The sequence below is a fragment of the Dactylosporangium sp. CA-152071 genome, from assembly GCF_050936335.1.
Taxonomy (GTDB): domain Bacteria; phylum Actinomycetota; class Actinomycetes; order Mycobacteriales; family Micromonosporaceae; genus Dactylosporangium; species Dactylosporangium maewongense.
The window spans coordinates 8,848,246-8,874,261 of sequence record NZ_JBNJMZ010000001.1 but is presented as its reverse complement, the minus strand read 5'-3'; the positions used below and the strand labels follow the sequence as shown (position 1 = coordinate 8,874,261).

The 26,016-nt window shown below is 73.2% G+C and carries 10 protein-coding genes; 9 read left to right on the top strand and 1 reads right to left on the bottom strand.

The annotated features are described in order from the left end of the window. The first annotated feature begins 76 nt into the window (after window positions 1-76). The 6 genes from ACQEVZ_RS39900 (at window position 77) to ACQEVZ_RS39875 (ending at window position 21,577) form a co-directional block, all read left to right on the top strand. Entirely contained in the window at window positions 77-11,113 is an 11,037-nt protein-coding gene (locus ACQEVZ_RS39900; protein WP_433376389.1) for a hypothetical protein, read from the top strand. Window positions 11,114-11,339: 226 nt separating this feature from the next. Beyond that, window positions 11,340-12,029, top strand: a complete 690-nt coding sequence (locus ACQEVZ_RS39895; RefSeq protein WP_433376386.1) for an RICIN domain-containing protein — start codon at window positions 11,340-11,342, stop codon at window positions 12,027-12,029. A gap of 356 nt (window positions 12,030-12,385) precedes the next feature. Continuing rightward, window positions 12,386-18,352 carry a hypothetical protein gene (locus tag ACQEVZ_RS39890; protein ID WP_433376383.1) on the top strand — a complete coding sequence of 1,989 codons (5,967 nt, stop codon included), beginning with the start codon at window positions 12,386-12,388 and terminating at the stop codon, window positions 18,350-18,352. Between the two features lie 63 nt (window positions 18,353-18,415). Continuing rightward, window positions 18,416-19,609 (top strand): sensor histidine kinase, encoded by a 1,194-nt coding sequence (locus ACQEVZ_RS39885; protein WP_433376380.1) that lies wholly within the window; start codon window positions 18,416-18,418, stop codon window positions 19,607-19,609. 91 nt (window positions 19,610-19,700) lie between these two features. Next, window positions 19,701-20,690 (top strand): DUF1996 domain-containing protein, encoded by a 990-nt coding sequence (locus tag ACQEVZ_RS39880; protein ID WP_433376377.1) that lies wholly within the window; start codon window positions 19,701-19,703, stop codon window positions 20,688-20,690. 80 nt (window positions 20,691-20,770) lie between these two features. Next, window positions 20,771-21,577 carry a discoidin domain-containing protein gene (locus ACQEVZ_RS39875; RefSeq protein ID WP_433376374.1) on the top strand — a complete coding sequence of 269 codons (807 nt, stop codon included), beginning with the start codon at window positions 20,771-20,773 and terminating at the stop codon, window positions 21,575-21,577. 135 nt (window positions 21,578-21,712) lie between these two features. Here ACQEVZ_RS39875 and ACQEVZ_RS39870 read toward each other — a convergent pair whose 3' ends face one another. Next, window positions 21,713-22,666, bottom strand: a complete 954-nt coding sequence (locus ACQEVZ_RS39870) for a LysM peptidoglycan-binding domain-containing protein (RefSeq protein ID WP_433376371.1) — start codon at window positions 22,664-22,666, stop codon at window positions 21,713-21,715. A gap of 318 nt (window positions 22,667-22,984) precedes the next feature. Between ACQEVZ_RS39870 and ACQEVZ_RS39865 the strand changes: the two genes are divergently transcribed. Genes ACQEVZ_RS39865 through ACQEVZ_RS39855 form a run of 3 tightly spaced genes read left to right on the top strand, consistent with a single transcriptional unit; the run spans window position 22,985 to window position 25,975 of the window. Further along, on the top strand, window positions 22,985-23,671 hold the full coding sequence (locus ACQEVZ_RS39865) for a LuxR C-terminal-related transcriptional regulator (RefSeq protein ID WP_433376369.1): 687 nt from the start codon (window positions 22,985-22,987) through the stop codon (window positions 23,669-23,671). 40 nt (window positions 23,672-23,711) lie between these two features. After that, window positions 23,712-24,224, top strand: a complete 513-nt coding sequence (locus ACQEVZ_RS39860) for a sigma-70 family RNA polymerase sigma factor (protein WP_433376366.1) — start codon at window positions 23,712-23,714, stop codon at window positions 24,222-24,224. Then, complete coding sequence (locus ACQEVZ_RS39855) at window positions 24,221-25,975, top strand: hypothetical protein (RefSeq protein ID WP_433376363.1); 1,755 nt, start codon at window positions 24,221-24,223, stop codon at window positions 25,973-25,975. The genes ACQEVZ_RS39860 and ACQEVZ_RS39855 overlap by 4 nt, the downstream gene beginning before the upstream one ends. Window positions 25,976-26,016 lie beyond the last annotated feature (41 nt).

Below are 26,016 nucleotides of genomic sequence, written 5' to 3'. Positions count from 1 at the left end.
TTCGCTTACTGTCGCAGCAGCCGACCCTGCGATGGCAATGGCGCGGTGACGGACGGTTTCTTGAGAGGCGGCAGACGTGGGTACCTACGACCCCCGGCACGCCGACGTGCTGCACCCGGACCCTGCTGCGCTCGACCGGCTTGCCGACCGGTGGCACCTGCTGGCCTCGCACCTGCGCTGGATCGCGCAGTCCCTGGTGCCGGCCGTGGACGGCATCTCCTGGACCGGGGATGCGCATCACCAGGCGAGTCGAGCGGCGCAGAGCGTCGCCGATGCGCACCAGAAGACCGCTGAACAGTGCGACCAGATGGGCACCGAGGTCCGCAAGATGGCGACCCAGATCCGCGAGGAGATCACGCGCCGGGCGGAGGCGGAGAAGCTCGGACTCGGGATGGCCATCGCATCGCTGGTCCTGACCTTCTTGTTCTTCGCCGCGCCGGCCATCACTGCTCTCGCCACAGCCATCTCCAGGGTCTTCGAGCTTGCCGTCCGCGCCGTGTCCTACGTGTTGTCGCAGCTGCGCTTCCTGTCCCCGGCAACCATTGACTTCGCCTCCCGCCTCATCACCGGCGTCACGCTCGGCACCGCGGGCAGCGTCTTCTTCGAGGTCGGGGTCCCCGGACTCCACGCGGCGAACACCGGCCTTTCGTTCAGCGACTTCGTGGACTGGGAAACCGCCGGCGTCGGCATCGGTGTCGGGGCCTTCCTCGGCGTCCTCGGCCTCGACGGGTACAGGCGTGGAGTCATCGGCGGGAAGAGCACCGGATTCCGGGCGCCGGGCAACGTGACCGGGTCGGGCGGGCACGCGGGAAAGCCTGTGAACGTCAAGATTGATCAGGTGCCGACGGGGCTGGCCGACGGGAAGCGGCCGCCCGTGCCGGATCAGATCGGCGACGGTGCCGGTCTGGGCAAGACACCTGAAACGGTGAAGTCCGTCGATGATGTGTCGGTGCCGAAGACCTCGCTCCCGGAGGCGACGACGCGCCCGCCGGGTGACCGGACGCCGGATGTCTTCGGTGAGCGCACGCCGACCGGCGCGGGCACCGGTGGTCCGGTCCCGCTCGGAGACAGGTCACTGCTGCCGCCGCTCCGGTTGGACGGCAACAGTGGCCCGGTCCTTCCCCGGCGTGCGGGTCCTGAGCCGCACGTGGAGGTGCCGCCGTTGCGGCGGGTGGGTTCTGAGGGTGTGTTGCGCGATGTGGGTGAGCCGGCGCCGTCGTTGGCGCGCGGGTCCGGCGGCGGCCCGGCTGGGGACGTGCCGCCGTTGCGGCGCACGGCTTCGGAAACCAACCTGACACCACCGCCCAGGACCGGGCCGGTGATCCGCCCGGAACCGCGTCCGGAGCCGGTGCACTCCGCGCCGGAGCCGAAGCCGGCGAGGCCGGTGCAGCCAGTGGAGACGACGCGCCTGCCGGAGAGCACGACCCAGCCGGGCGCCAACCCACAGACGACCCGCCGGCCGGAAAGCACCACCCAGCCGGGCGCCAACCCGCTGACGCCAACCAACACCCGGCAACCCCGCTCCATCGAAGCACTCAACCTCGAAACCCCCATCCAGCCGGCACCGACAACCCGCCGGCCGGAAAACACCACCCAGCCGGGCGCCAACCCGCTGACGCCAACCAACACCCGGCAACCCCGCTCCATCGAAGCACTCAACCTCGAAACCCCCATCCAGCCGGCACCGACAACCCGCCGGCCGGAAAACACCACCCAGCCAGGCACCAACCCACAGACGCCAACCAACACCCGGCAACCCCGCTCCATCGAAGCACTCAACCTCGAAACCCCCATCCAGCCGGCACCGACAACCCGCCGGCCGGAAAACACCACCCAGCCAGGCACCAACCCACAGACGCCAACCAACACCCGGCAACCCCGCTCCATCGAAGCACTCAACCTCGAAACCCCCATCCAGCCGGCACCGACAACCCGCCGGCCGGAAAACACCACCCAGCCAGGCACCAACCCACAGACGCCAACCAACACCCGGCAACCCCGCTCCATCGAAGCACTCAGCCCCGACAACCCCGTTCAGCCGGTACAGCCGGTACAGCCGGCTCGGACCGACCAGCCGACCACCACGAACCCGTCCGACGCCGGCACCCGGACGCCCCGCCAGCCGCGCTTCACCGAACGGTTCGACCTCGACAACACCACGCTCGGACAGCCGGTGCCGGCGCCTCGGGCCGACCAGCCGAACATCACGAACCCGTCCGACGCCGGCACCCACGTGCCGGACGGCGCCCGGGTGTCACGTTTCGCCGAACGGTTCGACCTCGACACCTCCACTTCCGTGCCGCTCTCCCCCGAGGGACGGCAGCAGCAGCACTGGCAGGCGCGGCGGGAGCAGCTGCAGGATCAGCTCCGCGACGACATCACCATCGAGCGGCGTGTCCAGCAGGAGCAACGACTCCGTGACGACGCGAACGCGCGGATCGACAAGTGGGCCCGGCAGGAGGCGGCCCGGGGCCGGCCGGTGTCGGAGGAACTGCGCGGTCACCTGTTCGACAGGTTCGACGCCGATCTGCGAGGCGCGGTGGCCGACCACGTCGGCGCCCGGCCGGGCAGGCGAGGGCAACAGGATCCACAGTGGACCCGGGCCGAACAGCAGCTGTTCAAGAACCTCAACAACAGCATGCGGCTGGAGACGAAGGTCGCGCAGTACGAACATCGAGCCGCCTCGTACACCCGTGATCTGCTGACCGGCAGCGACGGGCGGCTGACGGTGTCGCCGGAGACGCTGCACCGCATCTCCGAGGAGTTCGTCTCCCACGTCGGGCGGGAGGTCCGCGCGACGCCACGCTGGGGTGAGCGGCGGTTCGCGTACGCCGTCACGCAGCACGCGCAGCGCTGGGGCCTCGGTGAGCGCGTCGCGTCCGAGCGGCAGGTCGACACTCAGCTAGGCCGGTTCGATACAGCGCTGGGCGAGTGGCGGCGGTTCAACGAGCAGACCTCGCACGGCCCCGACACAGCACCGTACCTGCGCGGGCCCGGCGGCGACCCGGTCTGGGCGGGCGAGACCAGAGTCACCTTCGAGCAGGACCTGCGCGTGGCGTTGCAGATAGAACTGGAACTGCCGTACGTGCGCCCGAAGGACGGCAGTGACCTGGGGGGGCTGTTCGACGAACTGCCGGACCGTTTCCAGCACGCCGACAATCTGGCGCGGCTGCGCCGTACCGCCGGCGAGCAGTTCGACCGACAAGCGGCACATCTGGGCACCGTGTCGCCGCAGCGGCTGGCACTGCTGCGGGAGTTCGACGGATTCCCCGACACTGTCGCCGAGGCCCGCGGCCGGTTCGTCGACGGGGTTTCCGACGTGTACCGACGTCTGCAGGAGCAGCAGGGGCCCGGCGGCGCGCTGCGCTCGACGCTGGACGGTGCCGAGTTCCAGCGGCTCGGCGTCACGGTGTTCGACGAGCTCCGGTTCATCGCGGACCTGCGCGGTCGCGTGGTGGGCCACCAGCAGGGTCGTTTCGACGTCGCCGGCGAAGGCGCCGCGGTCCGCGTGTTCGACGAGCTGTTCGCGCGCCTGCAGCCGCAGTTCCGCGAGCACTGGCAGCAGCATGAAGGGCTCTACGGGACCGGACGGCCGCGCGGCCGCGATGTACAGCGGGCCTGGGACGAGCAGCTCGAGCAGCACACCGCCCACCTCGGTGACCGGTTCGACGCCGACGAGGTGCTGACCGATCAGCTCCGGGTCGCCGGGAGGGTGTTCGACGAGCACGTCTCCGAATACGGCGGCCGCTACCTGGCGCACGACCGTCTCACCGAGCTCGCCACCAGGTTCCGGGAACGATGGATCACCGCCCACCGCGACACGTTTGAGGACCCGACCGGCACCGACATCCGGCGCTGGTTGGACATGGAGCGCGACACCGGCGACATGTTCGGCCAGCACTGGACGCCGCCGCGGGAGGTGCCCGTCGTCCCGTCGCGGCCGGACGGGTTCGGTGATGCCGTCGGCGACGTGGCGACCCGTGACGTGTCCCAGCCGGCCACGCGGGGCGACGCTGTCCGGCAGCGGGCCTGGCAGCAGCGCCAACGCGATCTGGTCGCCGGCCTGGAGGCGACGTTCGACGGGGACCTGGCCGTGCACCGGCACTTCGGCGACGCGGAGTACGGCTCGGACTGGCAGGCAGTGGTCGAGCGGGTGGTGCGCCCCGCGCCGGGCGACGACCCCGCGCCGGACCTGTCCCAGGCCGGGCGGGAGCGGGTCCTCGGCGACCTCGAGCACGACCTGCGCACGGCCGCGGGACATGCGGCCGACCGGGAACTGCGGACCGGCACGCCGGCCGGCGAGTTGCCCGTGCGTTCCATCGCCGAAACGGTGGACGGCAGGCTGCGCGCCGAGCTGGCCGTCGAACGACGGGCCGACGCGCTCCTCGCCCGGTTCGACCGCGAGCTCACCGGCTGGCTCGATGCGAACCCGGACGCGCAGCGGTTCGGCACGTCCTGGTCCGAGGATCTGCGCCGCGTGGTGTCGGACGAGGCCGTCCGGATGGCCAGGGACGCCGATCCGGGTCTCCCGCCCGCCGACTGGGCGAGCAGGATGCCCGCCGGTTCGTACCGCGATCGCATCGACGCGGCGTACCAGCAGCTCGACATCAGATCGTCGCATCGGGACGCCAGGGTGGACAGCCCGTTCGAGCAGGCGTTGCAGCAGATGACACGGTTGAGTTCGTACGATCCGGGCGGCCGGGTGGACGGCCCGTTCGAGCAGGCGTTGCGTGACTTCAGAGCGGCCCGGCCGGAGGTTGCGCGCGGGCTCGACGAGCACGAGGCGCTGCCGTGGAGTGCCGAGGAGCAGCTGCGCGCCAGGTTCGCCGCCGCACCCGAACGGTTCCAGCTCGACGCGGCCCGGGTCGCGCAGTTCCGCCGCACGTACTCCGAGGCCTACGACCGCTGGCGGGGGCGCCTCGAGTACCGGGACGGCGAGGTCGACGCCGCGGTGCGGGAACGAGTGTGGCGCCAGTACGCCGCACAGCTCGACGGTATGCTCGACGGCCCACCGGTCAGCCAGGCTGGGTGGCAGTCCGTGATCAGGTCGTTGCCAGGCGATGTGCACCTGCGCTTCGCTCACGAGATGGATCTCGTCCAGCAGGTAGTCAGCGCCCGGGGTACCTTCGACCGGGTCGGCGACGCCAGGGGCATCGGCGATCGCCTGCCCGAGGCGATCGTCCGGGAACGTGCCGACGAGTTCCGGACGAACTGGATCCGGGAGTACGACGACGTGTGGGGCGGCCGGGACGTCGACGTCGACGCCTGGCTGGCGCACGAGCGCGAGCACGGTGACGCGTTCGCATCCTCGGCCGTTCACGACACCCGCAGCGTTGCGCCCGACCCGGCCGCCGCCCGCAGGGACCTCGCCGAACGTCTGATCGCCATGAGCGACGACCTCAACCGGCGGATGCTCGCACCCGAGTCCGGCGCCCCAGCCGAAACCCGGTCAGACGCACAGCTCGTCCAGCTCACCCGGCCAGGCCAAGCCGAGCCGCCGGCTCTGCTGGATCAGGTCACGAGGTGGCGGAGCGGCACCGTCGCGGGGAGCCGAACGCCCGGTGATGCCCACACCGCCCTTGAGGCCGGGCTGCTGCAGCGGATCGGGGCGCTGCCGGCCGGAGCGCGGCCGATCGACGTCGCCACGCTGTCGGTCATTGTCGGGGACTTCGACGAGACGGTCGCCCTCGCCGGCGGCGCCGGCTACGACGCGGCACTGCAACAGGTCTGGCAGCGCTTCGACACGGCAGTCCAGCAGCTCGCCGCCGCGTCCGGGGCCGCTGAGGGGATGCTGGCGCCGGTCGTGCAGCGGTGGACCGATCGCGGACTGTCCACCACGGACATCGAAACGGCCCTCGCCCCCCACCTGACCCGCCTGACGACAGCGCTGGCACCCTCCGTGACCGGCACAAGCAGCGTCCCCGCCCAACGCATCCGCGACGACGCCGAACGGGAACTGTTCGTCCTCGACCGGGAACGGCGCATCGGGCCGGCCCTGGACGACGCGGTCCTCGACGCCCGCACCGTCCTCGACGACGCACTCGAAGCCCGCCGCGCCGACGCCGAACAGCAAGGAAGGCAACTCCCACCCGAGCGGCTGCACGAAATCCTCGGCGACTTCGAAGCCCAAGTCCGGCAGGCATACCGGGCGGAATACGACCGCTCCGGCTGGAACCCCGGCCAGGTGACCGTCGCCCTCGACGAAAGCGAAATCCAACGCCTGGTGAACCAGGCACTCCACCACCTCGACACCACCACCGAGACAACCACCGGCACCCCACCACAGGCCGACACCACACCGACGGCGGACCTGTTCGCCACGGGCGTCGACGCCGCCCGGCGTGCGCCGGTCCACGACGCCGGCGCTCCGATCCGGACCCGGCCGGACGCTCCACTCGTCCAGCTCACCCGGCCGGGCGAAGCCGAGCCGCCAGGGCTGCTGGAGCAGGTCACCAGATGGCGGACCGGTCATACAGCCCTCGAGGCCGGGCTGCGCCAGCGGATCGGGGCGCTGCCGGCCGGGGCCTGGCAGCTCCATGTCGCCACGCTGTCGGCCATCGTCGGGGACTTCGACGATGCCGTCGCCCGGGCCGCCGGAGCCGGGTACGACGAGGCACTGGAACAGGTCTGGCAGCGCTTCGACGCGGCGTACCGGGCCGCCGAGCAGCACGCTGCAACGTTCGACACGCTGGCGCTGCACGGCCCAGCGCTGCGCGACCTTTCCCCGGCTGCACGGGAGGAGCTGCGCGGGACGTACCTGGCGCGCGCGGCCGCGCTCGGCGACCGCCCGGCGGCACTGCGTGCCCTCGGCGCCACGATCGAGCGGGACGCGTACCGGATTGCCCGCACCGAGGCCGCTGAGGGGATGCTGGCGCCGGTCGTGCAGCGGTGGACCGATCGCGGACTGTCCACCACGGACATCGAAACGGCCCTCGCCCCCCACCTGACCCGCCTGACGACAGCGCTGGCACCCTCCGTGACCGGCACAAGCAGCGTCCCCGCCCAACGCATCCGCGACGACGCCGAACGGGAACTGTTCGTCCTCGACCGGGAACGGCGCATCGGGCCGGCCCTGGACGACGCGGTCCTCGACGCCCGCACCGTCCTCGACGACGCACTCGAAGCCCGCCGCGCCGACGCCGAACAGCAAGGAAGGCAACTCCCACCCGAGCGGCTGCACGAAATCCTCGGCGACTTCGAAGCCCAAGTCCGGCAGGCATACCGGGCGGAATACGACCGCTCCGGCTGGAACCCCGGCCAGGTGACCGTCGCCCTCGACGAAAGCGAAATCCAACGCCTGGTGAACCAGGCACTCCACCACCTCGACACCACCACCGAGACAACCACCGGCACCCCACCACAGGCCGACACCACACCGACGGCGAGCGGCGATGAGGCCTTGCTCCGCCGGTACGCCGAACGGATCCGGGCCGCCACCCTGGCCGAGGAGCACCAGCCGGACTTCGCCGCGGACTTCGAACAGCTCGCCGCGACCGATGACATCCGCGCGCTGCCCGACCGGCGACGCACGGAACTGCGGCGGTACTACGAGCAGGCCGGGCAGCGCGCCTACGGCGATGTGTGGAGCCGTGTCGACGATGCCGGCGAGGCTTCCCCGCAATGGCGCACCGCCGAGGAACGCTGGCGCCTCGTCCAGCGCGACCTCGACGCGGACACACTCGCGAAAGCGCGCGAGGTCGCCGCACGCGAGCACGCCGCCGGGCAGTTGCGAGGCATCCTCGACCAGGCCAGCAGCGACGGCCTGCCGCAGTACCTCGTCGACGCGATCAGCGCGCCGTGGATCGGCCGACTCGCGGACCTCAACCGCGGCCGGAGTCCCCGGCTCAGCCCGCACAGCGCGGTGCTGTCGCAGCAGGACATCCGCCGGGAGCTGGCTGCCCTGCTCACGCATACCGCGGCGTGGCGTCGCGCCGAACAACGGGCCGATCAGGCGCTGACCGACGCGGTCGAACGGCTCGGCCCGCTCGACGTCCGTGCCGAAGCGCGCGTGGACGCCGAACGACAGCGGCTGCGGCGACTGGCCCAGGCCCGATCTGCCGAGGTCTGGGAGACGTCCGGCGGCTCGCTCGGTGTGTACCGCGTCCGGTCGTCGGTGGTCGCGTTCCTCTCCGACGTGCAGGAGCGGGTCGACCGCTTCACCGAAGACTTGCCGACACTCCCGCCCGCAACGCCTGACGAGCCGATGAGGCAGGCCTCGGAGGATGCGGTCGTCGAGGCTCGGACGGTGCTCGACGATGCGCTCGAGGCCCGTCGCGCCGAGGCTGAGCACGAGGGGTGGCAGCCGTCAGCGGAGCAGCTGCACGAGATCGTCGGGGATTTCGACGCCGAGGTCCGGCTGGCGTACCGGGCGGAGCACGACCGTTCCGGCGGAAGCTCGGGGATGGTCACGGTCGCGTTGGACGACAGCGAGGTGCGGCGCCTGGTGGATCGGGTGCTGCGCCGCTTTGACGCCGTCAAGGAGACGGCCACCGGCATCCCACCGCGGGTGGACAACATCATCGACCTGACCGCCGTCGCGGACCCGCAGTCCCTGGGCGACGACCCGGAGTCCGTAGCGGACCTGGAATCCGTGGCCGACCCGGAATCCGTGGCCGTAACGCCGTCGTCGGCCAGCAGCACCACGTTGGCGGACCTGGAATCCGTATCAGCCGGGTCCACAGCAGTCCCCGAGCCGGCAGGTGACCTGTCGGAGGCGGCGGTGCAGCCGCCGGCGGAGCCGGACAAGGTACTGGAGGGCGTGCGCGCCTTCGAGCGGCTCATCCGCGAGTCGCCGCTGCCGCCGACGTTCCTCCACCAGATCAGCCGCGACTTCGCCGACGAATGGCTGCATGAACTTCCGCCGGTGCCGCCGGAGCCGCCGGTACCACCGGACGAGCAAGCCCGGCGGCGCAAGCTGTTCCTCACCGTCGCCGTCCAACACGCCGTGCTGCGGTTCGCCGACATGGGCGAGGTGTGGCTGCCGGACCTGCGGACCCCGCTGAGCAAGGCCTCCGCCCTGCTCGCGTTCGCCGCCACGTCTGCCTGGCCCGGCGACGAGGCCAGGGAGGGCGGCGGCGAGGAGCGCCGGACCGTGCTCCTCACCGGCGCGGTGGACCCCGAGCGCGGCCTCGTCGACAGCCACGCCGGCTGGCTCGGTCTCGACCAGCTGCTGCAACTGCTGAGCCCGGCCACCGGTTGGCCGACCACGGTCGTGTTCACCGATCCGGCGGCGCGGGCCCCCGGCCCGGACGGCAGGTCACTCGCCGACCGCATCGCCGAGGCCGTCCCCGTCCGGGTCGTGCTCGTCGACGAGCTCGGCCGCGACCCGCGGTCGCTGCACGGGGCACTGCTCGACGGGCTGCGGCCCGGGTCACCGCTCCGGCTGGACACGCTCGACGACGGCTCCGTCGTGGTCAGCCGATCCGGGCTGGAGCCGCAGGCCAGTTCCGTGGCCCTGCACGGCCCGCGGCCGGGAGTGATCCTGGACAGCTCGGTCGGCGCCGACCTGCTCCACGACGTCGGCACACTGCTCGCGGCGCTGCCGCCGCACCTGCAGGAAGGCCTGTTCGTCCACGCCGATCCCGAGCGGCGGCAGCTGGCCAGGGACATGGTGGCCTGGACCAAGCGGTACCTCGGGCGGGCCACGCTCGTCGTTCCGGCTGACCGGTTCACACGGCAACCGGACGCCGACGGTTCCCTGGTTCCCGTCGCGCTCCTGCCCACCGGGACGGTGGACACGTTCCCGCAGACGGCCACGCACTACCAGGTGCTGCCGAAGCGCGGGACGCGCACCCCGCACGGGCTCAAGCCCCTCGGCCGGCCGGGACGGTACGAACTGCCGGACGGGTGGGTGCTCGACGCGACCGGCTCCTCGATCGCCGTGCTGCCCCCGGACGACACGGCGATCGAGGATTCGATCGAAGGCCTGGCAAGCGCGCCGAGCCGTCCGACGACCGTCTTCGTGGGCGGCCCGGCGGTTCCAGCCGCCGTGCAGGCGCGGGTCGCCACGATCCTCGCCGAGCTGGGCGCTCACCGCGACGCTGGCGCGGTGCGCCTGCACGTGGATGCCCCGCCGCCGGTCGGCAAGCGTGACTGGTGGGCCCAGTTCGACGACGTCGCGCTGCGCTCGGCGCTGCCACCAGGTCTGGCGTTGCACGGATTTGGCCCCGACCGCTTCGGGCTCGGCAGGATCGGCAACATCCTCGACGGCCGCGAGCTCGACCAGGTCCCGGCGCGCCCGGGCATGACCACGCTCCTGGTGGACCCGGCCCTGCCGGCCCACCGGATCGTGCGCTACCTGCAGCAGCTCCCGGCCTCGCGCCTGTCCACGATGATCCTGTACCTGGGCCACACCGAATCGCTGAGCACGGCGCTGGACCTGGCGGCGACGCTCGACGCGCAGCTTCCTGTACCGGTGCGGTTGATGACCGCACCGCGTCGCGGGGCCCCGCCCGTCCAGCTGGGCAACCGGCTCGTTCCGTACACGCGCAAGGGGATCGCGACCATCGCGCCGCTCGCGGACATCATGCTGGTGCTGCCCCGGGCGGCCCGGGTCCCGCTGCCACACGGGTTGATCGCCGGCGACACACCGGACACGTACCGCCTCCCGGCCGGGTGGGTGCTCGACGCCTCCGACCCCGATGCGCTGTGGGCCCACCCGGCCGACCTGCCGGAGGGGACGCAGCGCCCGGACGTGCCGGCCGGCCCGGAACCCGGCCGGACGATCGTGGTCAGCGGGACGCCGGGCGTGACGGTCCCGGACAACGTGTGGACCACCCTGGCGGCGATCGTCGTCGACACCGATGGGCGACTGGTCGTGCAGGACCAGCAGGACCAGCCGGAGCAGCCGCACGCCGAGACCCCCGGCGCTTCCGAGGAGCCGATCCAGCAGGCACCGGGCGCAGTACTGGACCAGAAGGTCCACGAGTTGATCGCCATGGTGGTGGCGGGCGACTGGGAGCAGGCGCAGGAAGCGGCGATCGCGGTGCGGTGTGACTTCACGCCCCAGGACCGGATGGACTGGATCGGCAAGATGGAGGACGAGAAGACGCGGCATCCCGGGCACGTGGCTGAGCTGGGCGCGCTGCTGAGCCTGCTGGTAGCGTGCGGCTGAGCGCATCCCAGATACCGGGCCTCCGGAGGACTCGTTACGCGGGCTTTTCTCAAAGATGTAGTCTCAGTGCGGGAGTTGTGTTCCTGCGCGTTGCCCCGCACCATGGTCACCGATCGGGTGAAGGGGTGTGCGCAGCACAATGGATACGACGACTCGCACCACCACCGCGGACTCGGAACGGTCCGGCCGTGGTCGCCGGCGTGCCCAGCCGTCGCCGCGCACGGCCGTGCAGCTGCGTCGGTGGCGCAATGTGTGCCTTGCGGTCGCGATCGGCCTCATCACGGTCGCGGTGCCGCCCCTGCTCATCCCCGACGACAAGCCTGCACCGGCCAGCGACGCCTCGACGGGCGCGGAGCTGGCAATGGATGCGTCCTCACCGGCCAGCGCCGCCGCGCCGAGCGCCGCGCGGGCAATGGATCCGTCCTCGACGGCGACGGGCCCGACGAGTCCCGCAGCCGCCTCGGCGTCAGCATCCAGCCGGGCCACGGCGTCGGCGAGCGCCACGACGTCCGCCGGCTTCCTGCGCAACGGGCAAACCGGGCGCTGTCTGCAGGCCGCCTCGAATACGCCCGTGTCCACACAGCTTTGCGACGCCAACAACAACAGCCAGAAATGGCAAGCCATGTATGTCGGGAAGTCCAGTGACCGATTCGACGTGGTGAAGTTCGCGAACGTGGCGACCGGGCAGTGCCTCGCCATCGAGAAGAACCAGCAGTCGTACCTCCTCCGCTCCGTCCCGTGCAGCACCGAGGGTGCGCCCGCGGTGACCTGGTGGAGAGTCAAGGGAAGCTACGCCCAGTTCGAGATGACCTGGCAGTTCCTGCACAGCTACTGCGTCGGCAGCAACCCGAACGGAGACTGGACCCTCGTTCCTTGCAACCACGACGGTTACCAGAAGTGGACATTCGGCCTCTGACCGGCGCCGCCACGTCTCGACCGAGCTTGTCCCGGTCGGATCGTTCTACCAGGCCCTGAGGCGTGGGTGTCCCCTTCCGGGGATGCGTCGGTGCCCCCGTGGACGGTGACGTCTGTGGCGAACAACGCGTGAACGGCGGGCCTCCTCGGCCGGAGGAGCCCGTGACGGCGGCGTGCCCGCGCCCGCCCGAGCGCCTGCCAGATCCCACGGACGGGGACCACGCCACAGTCCCGGTTCCGGGGTGCGGACCGCGTGCCGCGCCCCCCGGTGGGACGGACCGCCCGATCTGACGGCTCGTCCCCTCGGTCGCCGCTGACTAGCGTCGGAGTCCGGCGACGGGATGAGGAGGCGGGGGGGTGGCGGCAGCGGCGGACGTACTGCGGGAACTGTGTGCGGACGGCCGGATCATGCCGATGCCGTCCGGGGTCTACCTGCACATCGGGCCGATGACCCGGGATCCCGACCCGGCGACACTGCAGTACGCAATGACGGCAAAACCCCGGGACGGGTTTGCGCGGATTGTCGTGCCACCGGGCGGGCTCGGGTCAGGGCTGCTCGAGCGTTACCTGGGCCGGCTGCTGCCGGCCGTCGCCGAACGGGTCGTGCTCGACGTCGGCGATCCGCTGCAGCTGCCGTCGCAGGAGGAGGCCGAGCGGTACGCCGAACGGCACGGCGTGCCGATCGAGCTCCCCACCCGCGCCGTACAGCATGCGGCCTCGCCCCGGCTGGCGGCCGTCGACGAGGGCGGCCTGCCGACGTTCGTGCCGCTGGCAAAGCGGCTGTGGGTGCTGCCGGCCGTTCCGGAGGGCGGTGCGCGGCAGACGCCGTACGGGCTGGCGCCCGGCGCGCGGGCCGGGACGTACAACCTCGGCGGCGGCTGGGTGGCCGAGGCCGGCCGCACGTGGCTCTGGCTGCGCCCTGATGGGGCGGGCAACGCGCCGCCGGCCACGAAGAACGGGCCGCCGACTGTCTACATCGGCGTCCCTGGCGTGGAAACACCCCCACGGATCGCGTCGTTCGTGAATCGGCTTCCAGGCGCAGCGCGGCCGGTGTGGCTGGGCTCGATGCCGCCCGCCGAATTCGGCGGGTTGCACGACGGCACTGCCGACGATCTTGCGATCGTGTCGATGTCGGCGCTGACGGGGGAACTGCCGTCCGTCGGCGGCGAATACAGCGAGCTCCCCGGCCAGACGCTGCGAGCCGGCGACCGTGTCTTCGGTCACGTCTTCGCGGGTCCTGCCGGATCGCGTGCCCTCGATGCGGCGCACGCCCAGGGGCTCTCATGGGTACGCGGGTTCTTCGTCGTCGTCCTGCACGGTGCCGGTGCCCGCGTGCGGGTCGGGAATCGACTGTACACCGCCGGGCAGTTCAACGACCTGCTCGACCGGGCCCGTGGCGCGGCCGGCGCCGACCTGCTCCTGCTGGACTGCGCGGTGGACGCCGGCCGCGGGCTGACGAGTTTCGCCTCGCGGCTCGCCGAGATCCGCAACCGGCGGGTGGTCGCGGCGAGCGGGATGCTCGGGGTCATCGGCGACCGCTGGTACTCCGGCGTCATCCCCGGGCTCGACCACGACGACCCCCGGGTGACGGCCGGGCGTGCGCCGTTCTACGAATACCGGCCAGGCGCGGAGCCCCGCCGGCTCGTCGCCGACCTCGCCGGCTCGCTGCAGCGGCTCGCCGACTCGCCGACTCGGCTCGCCGAGCCGGAGGTCGGCCTGTCCGGCATGGTCGAAGCGGCCCGCCGCATGCTCACGGACGCCGGCGCGAGCCTCGAGATCGCCGTCGCCGGCGGCGACGTGGTCCGGTTCACCCGCGGCGGGCGCGTCCGCACCGTCGAGGTCGACCTGACCCGCGGCGGGTGGGACACCGCGTCCGACGAGGATGCGCGACGGCTCATCGGGCTCGGCGCACAGGCCCTGGCCCGACCTCAGGGCAGGCTCAGCCGGTTCCGCACCGTGCTCAGCGCCCGGTCCCGACCCGACCGGCTCACGCCGGCCGGCGCCACCGTCGTGCACCACTCGGTGACCCCGGCCGACCGGGGCCGGCTGTACCTGGCCGAGCTCGCGGTCACGACCTGGCAGCGGGCTCCGGCCGACCGGCGCGCGGACGCCGAGCTGGGGCTGGCCGCGGCACTTCGGCAGCTCGGCGCCCTGCGGGACACGACCGGTGGGTTCCAGCGCGGCGAGAAGGTCCTGCGCGGACTGTCGTTCGCGGTGCTCACCGCGCCTTCGCGCGAGGTGCTGCTGCGAATCATGTGGTCGGCCCGGACCGTCCTCGGCGACACGGAGGTTCTCGACGCGGTCGACCGGGCCGCAATGTCGTTCGCGGTGCGGCACCAGGACGTCGTCAGCGCCGTCGAGCTGGTGCGCCCACGTGGGGGCGCACCAGCGCTGCGTCTGACGACACCCGGGGCGCAGGATGCCGACGTCGCCACCCTGCCGGTCCGCCTGGTGCCGCCGCAGCGGTGGGGCGGTGCGGACCGGGCGGTCGTCCTGCGCTCCGGCACCCTGGAGGTGCGGGCGGACGCCAGCGACGCGGCGATCGCCGTCTCCCTTGCCGGCGAACTGCACGCGTGGGCGGTCGCGCACCTCGACCCGGCGGCGGCCGAGCCGTTGCTGCACGCCTGGCGGCTCCTGGGGCAGCACCGCACGGTGCTGCATCTGGCGTTCCAGCGGGGCCGGTTTCGCCGCGCCGCGCACCGGGCCCGATCCGCGATGACGCCGTACGCTGCCGACCCGGCCGAGGTCGCGTTGCACACCGTGGAACGCGACATCCGCCGGCTGCTCGTCGGGGCCGGCGCGCAGCTCCTGGCGCCGGCCGTCGCGAAGCAGCTCGGCGACGCGCTGCACCGGCGGCGGGCGGAGCGGGTCGAGGAACCGCTGCCGGGCCACGCCCCGACGACTCTGCACATGACGCGGCGGGTCACGGCGGCGACGGCGCAGGCGGTGCTCACGTACGGTGTCGCGACGCTGGCCGGTCGGGACACGGCGCTCACCGCCACCAGCATCGGCACGTCGATGTCGCAGGCGGCCAGCCAGGCGCACGCCGACGGGCTCGCCGCCGCGTCCGGCGGCGCCGGCCCGGCCACTCGGGTGCTGGCCAGGCCCGGGCCGCCCCGTGCGACAGGGTCGTTTCGTCCGCCGACGATCGGGCTGCCGAAGGCGGCGCTGCAGAAGCGGGGCGAGTCGGCGGTCGTCAGCGCGCTGGCCGGCATGATCGTCGGCGGGGCGGTCAGCGGACGCCCCGAGGTCGGCGCCATGGCCCTCGGCCTGAACCTCACCCAGAGCATCGTGACGGGCGCCGGTGGCGAGTGGGTCGCCGAATGGCGGGAGTCGGTCGCGCGGCGCCGCTTCGAACATCTGTACGAAGCAAGTCCCGACGGGCTGCGCAACCGCTTCCTGGAGGCGCTGAACTACCACGTGTTCGGGGCCGCCGAACAGCTCACCCGCACTGGTCGGCCGCTGACCGCCCAGGAGCGGACGGCGGCCGAGGGGGCCGCCGGACAGCTCCGCGCCATGCGGGGCGCGCTCGAGCAGGAGGTGGGCATCCACCTCAAAGAGCTGCGCGCCCGCCGCCGGTTCGCCCTGGCCAAGGCCGGCAGCGCGGCCCGGCGGGCGGTGCGGCGCCACGGCGGTCCCGCCGGGGATTCCGCGGTGTCTCAGCCGGTGACGTACGACGTGTTCGCCCGGGGCTTCCCGCGCGCCGCGCCGCGCCACCGCGTCAACGTGCTGCGAGTCGGTGCGCAGGACCCCGGGCTGCAGATCCCGACGCTCGCCCTGGCGCACCTGCTCAACAGCGTCCCGTGGCTGGCCGACTCGACGATGATCGCGGCGACGCTGCGGGCGGTCGGCTACGGCTTCGGCCGCAGCTACGTGAAACGCCCCGAGTTCACCGACCGGGTGGCGCTGGCCTCGGTCGATGCATTGTGGTGGCTGACCAGCGCGATCACGGCCCTGGAGGCGATGCTCGGCGGCCTGCCGGTGGTCACGCCGCGGGCGGCCGACCCCGCGAGGCGTCCATGGTTGCGTCGGATCTCCGAGCGCACCGCGCTCGCCGCCGACCAGGCTGCGCTGCACAAGGAGCGGAAGCGGCCGACGCAGGTGCCGCTGCGCCGGGAGATCTACAAGCACCTGCCGTCCGGGGCTGGGCAGGCCGCCGGGCTCGGCATCGCCATCGGGGCCGGGCTGCTCGCCGGGCCGCCCGGCTGGGCCCTGCTCGGCGGCGGTATCGGGGTGTCGCTGCTGACGTTCCTCGGCGAGGCCGTGCTGCGGAATCTCGAGCCGATGTCCGCGCATGCGGCCCGCGACCGGGAGGCCCGGCAAGAGGTCCGTCTCCTGCCGTGGACGGTCGACGAACGGCTGATCGTCGTCGACGCGCTCGCCACGCAGGCCGCGACGTTCCAGGCCAAGGTGACGCCGGTGCCGGTGCCAGGCGGGCAGGGGACCCGCCGCCTCGGTGGCGGGCTGGGGCGCCGCCTGTATCACGGAATTGTCCGCGTCTCGATCCGGATCGCCGACCTGGCCCACCGCGACGGCGGCCGGATACTCAGCCGCGCGCCGGTGCCCGCCGCCCGGGGACTGCGGCTCACCCCGCAGGATCGGGCCGCCCTCGACCGCCTGCACCAGCTCCTCAACGACCTCGCCCTGGCCGAGAGCGGAACGGCCACCGCCCGCGGCGACCTCGACGCGGACCGGCTGCGGGCCGAGGTGGCCGTCCTCGTTGACGAACTCGGCCTGCGCGATGAGCAGCCGGAGACGGAGCGTCGCTGGACGCTGGTCCGGCCGCACATGTGGCGCCGGCACCACCGTGACCTGGGCCCCGAAATCGCCGTGGCCCGAGCCCGCCGGGTCAGGCTCGGCGCGCCGCCGGCCGCCGGCGCACGGGAGCGGGCAGCGTACGAGGCGATCCGGGACTCGCGGGCTGGACAGCCCGAGACGGAGCGGCTGTGGAAGGCCGCGGCGCGGGTGTGGGACAGCACCGGCTTCCGGGTGCGCGTCGACGTCCGGTCGGCGACGACACTCGAGGTCAGCACCGGCGCCACACCGTTCACCCTCACGCTCGCCGAGGGGCGGCTGCCGCACGGCCGCCGCGGCGAGCTCCGGCTGGCCGACGACGACCTGCTGCACGCCCTGCCGGGCCGGGCACCGCGGGACCCGCACACGCTGACGGTGACCGTGGCGGCACTGGCCGATACGGCCATCCTTGCCGACCTCGTCGAGCAGGCGGCACACGTCGTCGACCTGGAACGGCCGGCGTCCCGGCGCCGGCACCTGCTGTGGTCCGGCGGCATGCCCCCGACCCGCGCGCTCAACGCGCCGCAGGACGCCGCGAACTGGCCGATGGTGCTGCCGCATGGCGTGGCGGAACGGGACTGGCTCCACCTCGTCGGCGCCGACGCGGCCGCGTCCCGGCCGTGGTGGGACCGGGCGAACGAGCTTGCCGCCGCCCGGGGCGTCCCGGTCGTGGTGTTCGGCACCGCCGGCAGCCCCACGGTCCTCGCCGCGCTGCTGGAACGGTTCCGGTGGCGGCGCGAGCGACCCGTCGTCGTCACGCAGGGACCCGCCACCCGTGCGCTTGTCGCCCTCACCGCCGCCCACGGCCTGGCCCTCGTCCACCAGGCCACGCCGTCCGCCGGAGCGCTGGGGGGCAGGCAGCCCGCGCTGCGGCTCGGCAACGTGTGGGCCGTCCACCGCCCGGACGGCACGACCACGCCCCTCGGCGACGCGTTCACCGATCACCTGTTCGACGCCGCCACCGCGGCCGCGCAGCCGGTAACCACGCAACCGCCAGTGGCGCTCGCCGACTGGCTCACCGCACCTGACTGGCCGCAGTCGCAGCGCCTGCTCACCGACCACCTGAGCACGCTGCTCGCCCCGGCCACCCGCCTGTTCCTCGCCGAGCTCGCCGGCCGCGCCGCCCCCGGCGACCAGAGCGGCGTCCTGCACGAGGCGATCCTCGACCTGGCCGCCCAGGGTGACGCCGGCTTCGCCTTTGAATACCTGACAGCAGACCGCGACACCCGGCACGCGACGTACCAGAAGGCTCTGCTGCAACCGGCCCTGCTGGCTCCGCTGAGCCGCCTGGTGCAGGCCGCCGACCGCGGCGACGCCGACCGCGCGGACGTGGCCATCCTGCAGGCCCTGCACAAGGTGATGAACGAGTCGGCAACGAGCACCGCCGCGTTCGACGCCGACGCCATGAAGTGTCTTTCAGGCTCGGATCGCGTCGCGTGGAGCGACCTGCTCCGGCCGCTGCGGGACCCGACCGGCGCGGGCGGCGCCACTGTCATGCAGGCACTCGCCACATTGATCATGACGTGCTGACCGCGCGCAGCCGGGGGCGGCCGCGGGTTGCGCCGGGCGGTGCTGCCGGTAGCCTCACATCCGATGACCTCACTCTCGTCGGCTGAGGCCCCACGGCCGCCCCTCAGCATCGACCCGGCCGTCGCGCCGGCCGCCATCTGCCGCTCGCTGCTGCTCGGCCGGGCCGCCGTGGTGCTGGTCGCGGCCGGGGCCGGGCTGCTGGTGGTGGCAGAGACATGGCGGATCGTCGCGGTCCTCGTCATCACCGCGGTGTCGACGGTCGCGATCGTGAGCGCGCTGACCCGCTGGCCGGGTCTGGTCCGCCGGCCGTCGGCGGTGCTGATGGTGGACCTGGCCGTGGCCATCGCGATCATGTATGCGATGGACGGCGGCATGGCGTACTTCTGCTACCTCGTCGGGTCGGCCGCGCTGGCCGGCGCGCTGTGGGGCATGCGGGCCCTGCCCGTGTGTGTCGGCTACGCCGCGCTCGGTTACGTGGCGGCCGGCATGATCGTGCGGGGCAACGCCTCGTCGCCGGAGGTCGCCGCGTTCATCGCCGCGTTCCCCGTGATGTGCCTGCTGGCCGGGATCGGCGCGGCCACCGCGACCGCCGCGCTGGTGCGGTTCATGACGCTCAGCGTCAGTGCGATCGCCCAGGCCCAGCAGTCCGCCGCCGCGTCCGAGCGCGCCCGGCTGGCCCGCGAGCTGCACGACTCGGTGGCCAAGACACTGCGGGGCATCTCGTTCGCCGCGCTGGCGCTGCCGTCGTCGCTGCGACGGCAGCCCGCGCTCGCCGAGCAGCTGGCTGCGACCGTCTCCCAGGGCGCCGAGGCCGCCGCCCGCGAGGCCCGCGAACTTTTGGAAGGACTCCGTGTCGACGCGGTCGATCAGCCATTGCGGGACACCGTGTCGATGGTCTGCCAGCAATGGGCGGACCGCACCGGAATCGGGCTGTCGCTGAACGTGGCTTCGGTGGACCCGCCCGTGGACGTCCGCTACGAGCTGATGCGGATCCTCGGTGAGGCCCTGACCAACGTCGAGCGGCACGCGGGAGCCCGCCGGGTCCGCGTCACTCTCACCGGCGGCGCCGACGCGGCCACGCTGAGCGTCCGCGACGACGGCGACGGATTCGTGGCGCAGGAGCCGACGGCCTGGCAGGCCGACGGCCATTTCGGCATCGTCGGGATGTACGAGCGGGCCCGCCGCGCCGGCGGCGAGCTGCAGTTCACGACCGCGCCCGGGAGCGGCACGACGGTGACGGTCCAGGTGCGGTACTGAGACAGGGCCCAGAAAACTGGGCCCACGCACCGGGCCCGTCTGGGAGCTTCGGCCCGGTCCCTCGCCCGGCCGAGCCCGTAGCGTCACCGGCGTGAGAAGCCTTCCGCGAAGTGGGATGATCGTGCTGGTCTCGGTGGCCGTGTTCGGCGCCGCGGCGTGCCGGTCGGCCGGCGTCGAGACGTCGCCGGGCGCGCCGGCCGCCAGCTCTCCGGGCCGCCCGGCGATGGGCAGCCAGTCGGCACCCGGCGCGGGGCCGAGCACCGCGTCCAGCCTGGCGCCGGCGTCCGGCCAGGTCCGGCCGACCCGGACGTTCGGGGGTCCGCCGCCGCACGCGCAATACCAGGAGGTCGCGGCGAACTGCACCGTCACCCACCGGCTCAACGACGACCCGATCGTCTTCCCCGGCCTGGCTGGCGCGTCCCACAACCACACGTTCGTCGGCAACCCGTCCACCAGCGCGGGCAGCACGAACGCGTCGCTGCTGGGTGGTCGTAGTTCCTGCCAGGACCCGAAGGACGCGTCCGGCTACTGGTTCCCCACCCTGCTGCAGCACGGCGTCCCGGTCGAGACGGGGATGGTCACCGTGTATTACAAGGCCGACGTGAAGGACTATCGCACGGTGCTACCGTTTCCCGCCGGCTTCCGGCTGCTGGCCGGCGACATGAGGACGCCGGACGCCGCGGCCTTCCGGGGCACCTGGAGCTGCGGCGGCGACCTCGCCAACGACATTGCGGCGTCCTGCCCGGACGGGTCGTCGCTCATCGTGCGGTACCAGGCGCCCAGTTGCTGGAACGGCGCCGACCTCGACCCGCCGGACCACAGGTCGCACATGGTGTACCCGGTGCAGGGCGTCTGCCCGGCCGGCCACCCCGTGCCGCTGCCAATGCTCGAGCTGAAGGTGCCGTACAAGCTGCCCGGCGGGAAGACCGACGGCCTCGCGTACTCGTCCGGCCCGAGCTACTCCTTCCACTTCGACTTCATGAACGGCTGGGACCCCGAGCGCCAGCGTCGGGTCATCGAGCACTGCGTCAACGGCGGCAGGCAGTGCAACGGCGTCGGCGTGGACAAGCACAAGCCATGAACGCGGACAACCCAGTTGTTCACGAAGAACCGTCCCAACGACCATTGCATCGTGAAACAGGGCATCCCTACGATGCCGCGGTGGATGATGGGAACGGGCCGCCACTGGTCAACGAGCCACGGCACCTGCTGGATCCGCCGTTACGGCACCGGCGGCGCCGGCGGCCGACCAGGATCGGGCTGGTGGCCGCGGTCGGCGGCGCCGCCGCGCTCCTCGTCGGGGCGCTCGTCGCCGCCGGCACACTGCGGCCGTTCGCGGAGTCGGACGCCGACCCGGCCGAAAGCCGCCACCGGACGGGGGTCGGGACGCCGGTCGTCGGCACCGGTCCCGCCATGTCCGCCCAGGACCCGGCGTCGGCCTCCGGCTCGACGTCGGGCGCACGATCGAGTCCCAGCGCCGGCCCCACCGCGGCAGCATCACCGTCCAGCTCCGGCGCCCCGGCGCCGGAGCTCACGCTCTCAGCGCCGCTACCTACCGGAGCGCCCGCTCCTCCAGGCAGCAATGGCGTGAACCTGGCCCGCGGCAAGGCGGTCACGACCTCATCGCAGGCGGGCGCCCGCTTGGCCGCCGCCAATGCCGTCGACGGCGATCCGGCCAGCCGGTGGGCGAGCCTGGCCTCCGATCCGCAGTGGCTCGCTGTCGACCTGGGATCCGTGTACACCGTCGAACGCGTCACACTGCTCTGGGAATCCGCGCGAGCGAAGCAATACGCGATCCGGGTCAGTGTGGACGGCACACAGTGGACGGTCGTGCAGACGGCCGGCGACTCCGGCGGCGACGTCGACGAGGTGCGGTTCGCCGCGGTGGGTGCGCGATACGTCCAGATGTACGGCACGGCGCGTGTCGGCAGCTACGGGTATTCACTGTTTGAGTTCGAGGTTCGCTGAACCGTGGGGCCCACGGCCGGGCCGGGGGCCGCCGGCCGCAGGCTCAGCGAGGCCGCGGTGAAGGCGGTGCCGCAGTGAAGGCGGTGCCCGCGGCGCATCTCCTATGCGCCCTGCCCCTGAACCGGCGGAGCTCCTTCAGGACAGGCGCAGCGACCAGCGGGCCGGTGGCACGTCCCCGATCAGCACGACGCGCGCGCCGGGCTCGCTCATGAGGCGGACCAGCGGCAGCAGCTCCTCCCCGGCCCGCACCGCGCACACGAAGACGTGCGGCACCGGCGCCGCGGGAAACGATGGCTCCTCGGGCAGCTCGGCGACCGAACCGGCCCCGGCACAGCCCTCCGGACGGTCGCGCATCAGCTCGGATCCGACGACGGTCAGCGGCACCCCGGCAGCCCACAGCTGTGCGATCAGCACGCGCGCGAACCGCAGCCCCTCGGCCCGGTCCCCGACAACCGTGAACGCGTCCGGGGCCAGGGCCAGGTCGACCGGCTGACGCCCGCCGGCGGCCTCGACGAACACGACGGCGGTGCCGCCGGTGCCGTCGCGGGCCCCGACGAGCCGCAGCTCCCCCGGGCCGGCGGCCAGCTCCGGCGTGGTTCCGGGCACCGTTTCCGGTGCAGGGGAAGCAGGGCGGCGGGATCGGCGGACGAACAGCGCCACCCCGAGCAGCACAACGGCGCCACTGACCGCAGCGGCCCGCATCGGCAGGGCGCTCGGCTCGGCCGCCCCCGGCAGTGACCGGGTCGGCTGCGGGCTGGCGGAGATGCCGCCCGGCGGGAAGCTGGGCACGACGCCGGTGCGGACCCGCGCACCACCGGCATCGGCTGGAAGCAGCAGGATCCAGCCGGGCTCGATGACGACGTCGGTCATCCGCTCCCCGTCCGGCTGGATGCGGCCGCGGTTGAGCTCGAGAATCTCCGAGTACCGGCGGCCGTCCCCCAGTGTCTCCAGCGCAATGGCGAACAACGTGTCCCGCTGGCCGTTCGCCCGGGACTCGACGACCGTGTACTTCGCGATGGCCGGACCCGGCTCCGCCGCCGACGGTGCGGGAAGCGACACCACGAGGACCACGACAGCCACGACAGCCATGACCAGCCTGACAACCACACCCTCAAGACGGACGGCGGCCTGCCGTGGTTCACGGAGCGGGGGGATCCCGTTACAGGGACGTTGTCAGACCGATCATCGGCGTCCTCCTACGGCCGGTCAGAGGTTGCGTGGACAACGTTCGACCCCGCACGATGTCCTCGGATCAAGCGTTCAAAAACACCCGCCGCAGCAGCTCATGAGGGGACGGCACCGCATGGAACCGACCGTTGCGCCCGCCGACGGCCGGTCGCCGGCCGACCGGGCCCACCAGTCGCCGGGCGCGACAACGGCGCCGACAGCCCGGGCAACGACATGAGCGTGATCACAGTCCTGGTGACCGACGACAACCCGATCGTGCGGCAGGCACTGTGCGCGATCCTGGCCGCCGAGGACGACATCGAGGTCGTCGCCGAGGCCGGCAACGGCGTCGACGGACTCAAGGCCGCCCGGCGGCTGCAGCCCACCGTGACGCTGCTCGACTACCGGATGCCAGTCGCCGACGGACTCTCGATCGTCGCCGACATCACCCGGTACACCAGCGTGCTGACGCTCACCAGCGACGACAGCGAGGCCGTCATCGCCGCGATGCTCCGCGGCGGGGCCCGGGGTTATCTCGTGCACGGCCAGTTCGACGCACCGGACCTGGTCCGGGCGGTCCGCTCGGTCGCCGCCGGGCAAGGCTGGCTCTCCCCCACCGCCGTGTCGATTGTGACCGCAGCGCTGCGCACGCATGACGACAAGGACCGCGCCGAGCGGCAGCGCGCCGACTTCGCCCGCCGGATCGGGCTCACCTCCCGCGAGCGGGAGATCATGAACCTGCTGCCCGAGGGCCTGTCCAACGGGGCGATCGGGCAGCGGCTCGGCCTGAGCGAGAAGACGGTGAAGAACCACCTCAATCACGTCTTCGCGAAGCTCCAGGTCGCCAACCGGACCGAGGCCGTGGCGCGATGGACGGCGGAGGGCCCAGGAACTGGGTCCCCCGGGCCGCGCTCGGCGGGCGGGTAGGCCCATCCTTTGGGGACGCCGCGATCGTAGCGTCCGAGGCATGGAAAACAGCGACGGCGCTCTGCGCGAACTGTACGACGTGCACGCCCCGCTCCTGCTCGGGCTCCTGCTGCGCCTCTGCAACGGCGACCGGCACCGGGCCGAGGACCTGTTGCAGGACACACTGATCCGGGCCTGGCGGCACCCCGAATCCCGCCGGCCCGACGGCAGCTGGAGCCGCGCATGGCTGTTCACCGTGGCCCGCCGGATCGCGATCGACGCGGTCCGTGCGGCCCGGACCCGCCCCACCGAGCTCGGCACCGTCCGCATCGACGAGCGCCCGGACGCCGGCGACCTGGCCCAGGCAGTCGTCGACGCGACCGGGGTCCGCGAGGCCCTCGCCGCGCTACCGGGCCGTTTCCAGGAGGTGCTGGTCGCCACCTACGTCCACGACCGTCCGATCGCCGAGGCCGCCGAGCGGCTGGGCGTGCCACCGGGCACCGTGAAGTCGCGGACGTTCTACGCCCTCAAGGCCCTGCGCGTGGAGCTGCTGGCCCGCGGGTTCGACGCATGACCGGCCTACTGACGGTCGACGTGGACGTGACCGCCGGCGCTCTCGTCGGCGGCGGATTCGGGGAGCGGCTGGCCGTCCGGATGGGGACGATGCCCTTGTACGGCGGGGACGTGCGCCTGTCGCTGCAGTGGCCCGCCCAGGCCGACGACCGGGACCACCTGCACGCCAGCCTCGGCCGGTTCGCACGCATCACCGGCGCCGTCGTGTGGGCGCCGCATCCCGGCAGCCGGGTCACCCACGCCGCCGACTGCGACGACCTGGTCGCCGACGGCGGAGGCTGGGAGGCGTACCGGCCGCATCCTGCGGCGCCGCTGCGCTTCGAGTCCGACCCGGACGGCCGACTCATCCCTGCGGGCGGGTTCGTCCTGCGACGGTTCCGCGGCGTCGCCGCGGTGTCGGTGCCGGACCGGCGGCTGCGGCGGCTGGCAGCGATCTACCCACGAATCCGCCCCCGCCAGGGCCTCGCCGTCGCCGACCTCACCGTGCTCGACGACGGCCGGCTCGCGGGCATCTGCGTCGACGGCAACCTGGTCGCGCTCGGCGGGGCACGGCTGCGGCGGATGCTCGGCGACCCGGCCGCGCGCGGCGCCGACGTGGCCCTGCTGGCCCGGGTCGAGCCGCGGCAGCTGGCGGGACTGCGGCGGTACCTCCGTGAGGCCGGCCTGGGCTGCGCCGTCTACCTCCCCGAGCCGGGCAGCGACATCGAGGTTGCCGACGACCTGCCCCGCGCTGTCACCCCGCACGGCCCGTCGTCCTGGCGGCGCCTCGACGACGGCACCCCGCCCCGCTGGGAGAGCCGCGACGGCTACCTCATCTCCGTCCCCGGCACGGCCGAGCCAGCACCGCTCGACGACCGGTTCGAGGGCCCGTTCTTCGGCCCCCAGCTGGAGCCCGGCCCACGCGGCGGCGGCCACGGCGTGGCCTGGTTGCCGGAACGGCCGCAGGTCAACGCGGTCCCGTTCGCGCTGTACGTGTCCACCCGCGACGACCCGGCGGACGTGGCCGAGCACGGCCTGGCGTCCACGGGACTGTTCGCCGTGGGGCAGCTCGATCCGGGGGTGCTCGCGCACGAGATCCGGCAGGGACACCTGCTGCGGGTGACGGTCGGGCCGCAGGGCGCCGTGGACGTCCCGGCCAGCGAGGTCACCGCGCCGCCCCAGGTCACCGGCGCGGCGGTCCGGCGGGGCGCGTACCTGCTGCCGGCGGGCTGGCTGGACCGAGCGCGGATCGTCGCGGCGATACGGGTCTCCGGGGGCGAACTGATCGACGAGCAGCCGCTGCCGCCCGGGCCGCTGCGGCTGCGCGCCACCGGCGTGGCCGGCCTGCCCGACGAGGCCTGCCCATGGCCGCGGCCGGGCTGGCGACCGTATCGCCGTGCCTACGCTCTGCTCGGCGTCGACGCCCCGCCGCCGGCGTGGCTGGGCCTGCACCTGCAGCCGCCCCAGCCGCGCCCCGGCTACCGGCTGGCGACGCTGCGGGTCCGCGCGGGAACGGCGATCGATGTCGCCGCGACCGCGGCCCACCTGGCGTCGCTGCCCGCGGTGCGGTCCGACGCGGCCCGGCTGCTCGACGACGGGCCCACGCTGCTGCTGCCGTGGCGGGCCTACCGGTACACCCGCGTCGTCGCCATGGCCTCGGCCAGCGAGGGCCGCTGGCGCCGCGCCGACGCGCCGTGGACATCGGCCGCGCGGGACCTGGGCGTTGTGCTCGCGCCACGCGCCGTTGCCGGCCGCGTCCGCGCGCCCGCGTAGGTGGTTTCCAACGCCGCGCCGAACCGGGCGCGTGTCCCCGG

Coding starts and splice junctions, on each gene's coding strand:
- ACQEVZ_RS39885 (WP_433376380.1), top strand. CDS start 18,416: ATGACCTCACTCTCGTCGGCTGAGGCCCCACGGCCGCCCCTCAGCATC.
- ACQEVZ_RS39870 (WP_433376371.1), bottom strand. CDS start 22,666: ATGGCTGTCGTGGCTGTCGTGGTCCTCGTGGTGTCGCTTCCCGCACCG.
- ACQEVZ_RS39860 (WP_433376366.1), top strand. CDS start 23,712: ATGGAAAACAGCGACGGCGCTCTGCGCGAACTGTACGACGTGCACGCC.
- ACQEVZ_RS39855 (WP_433376363.1), top strand. CDS start 24,221: ATGACCGGCCTACTGACGGTCGACGTGGACGTGACCGCCGGCGCTCTC.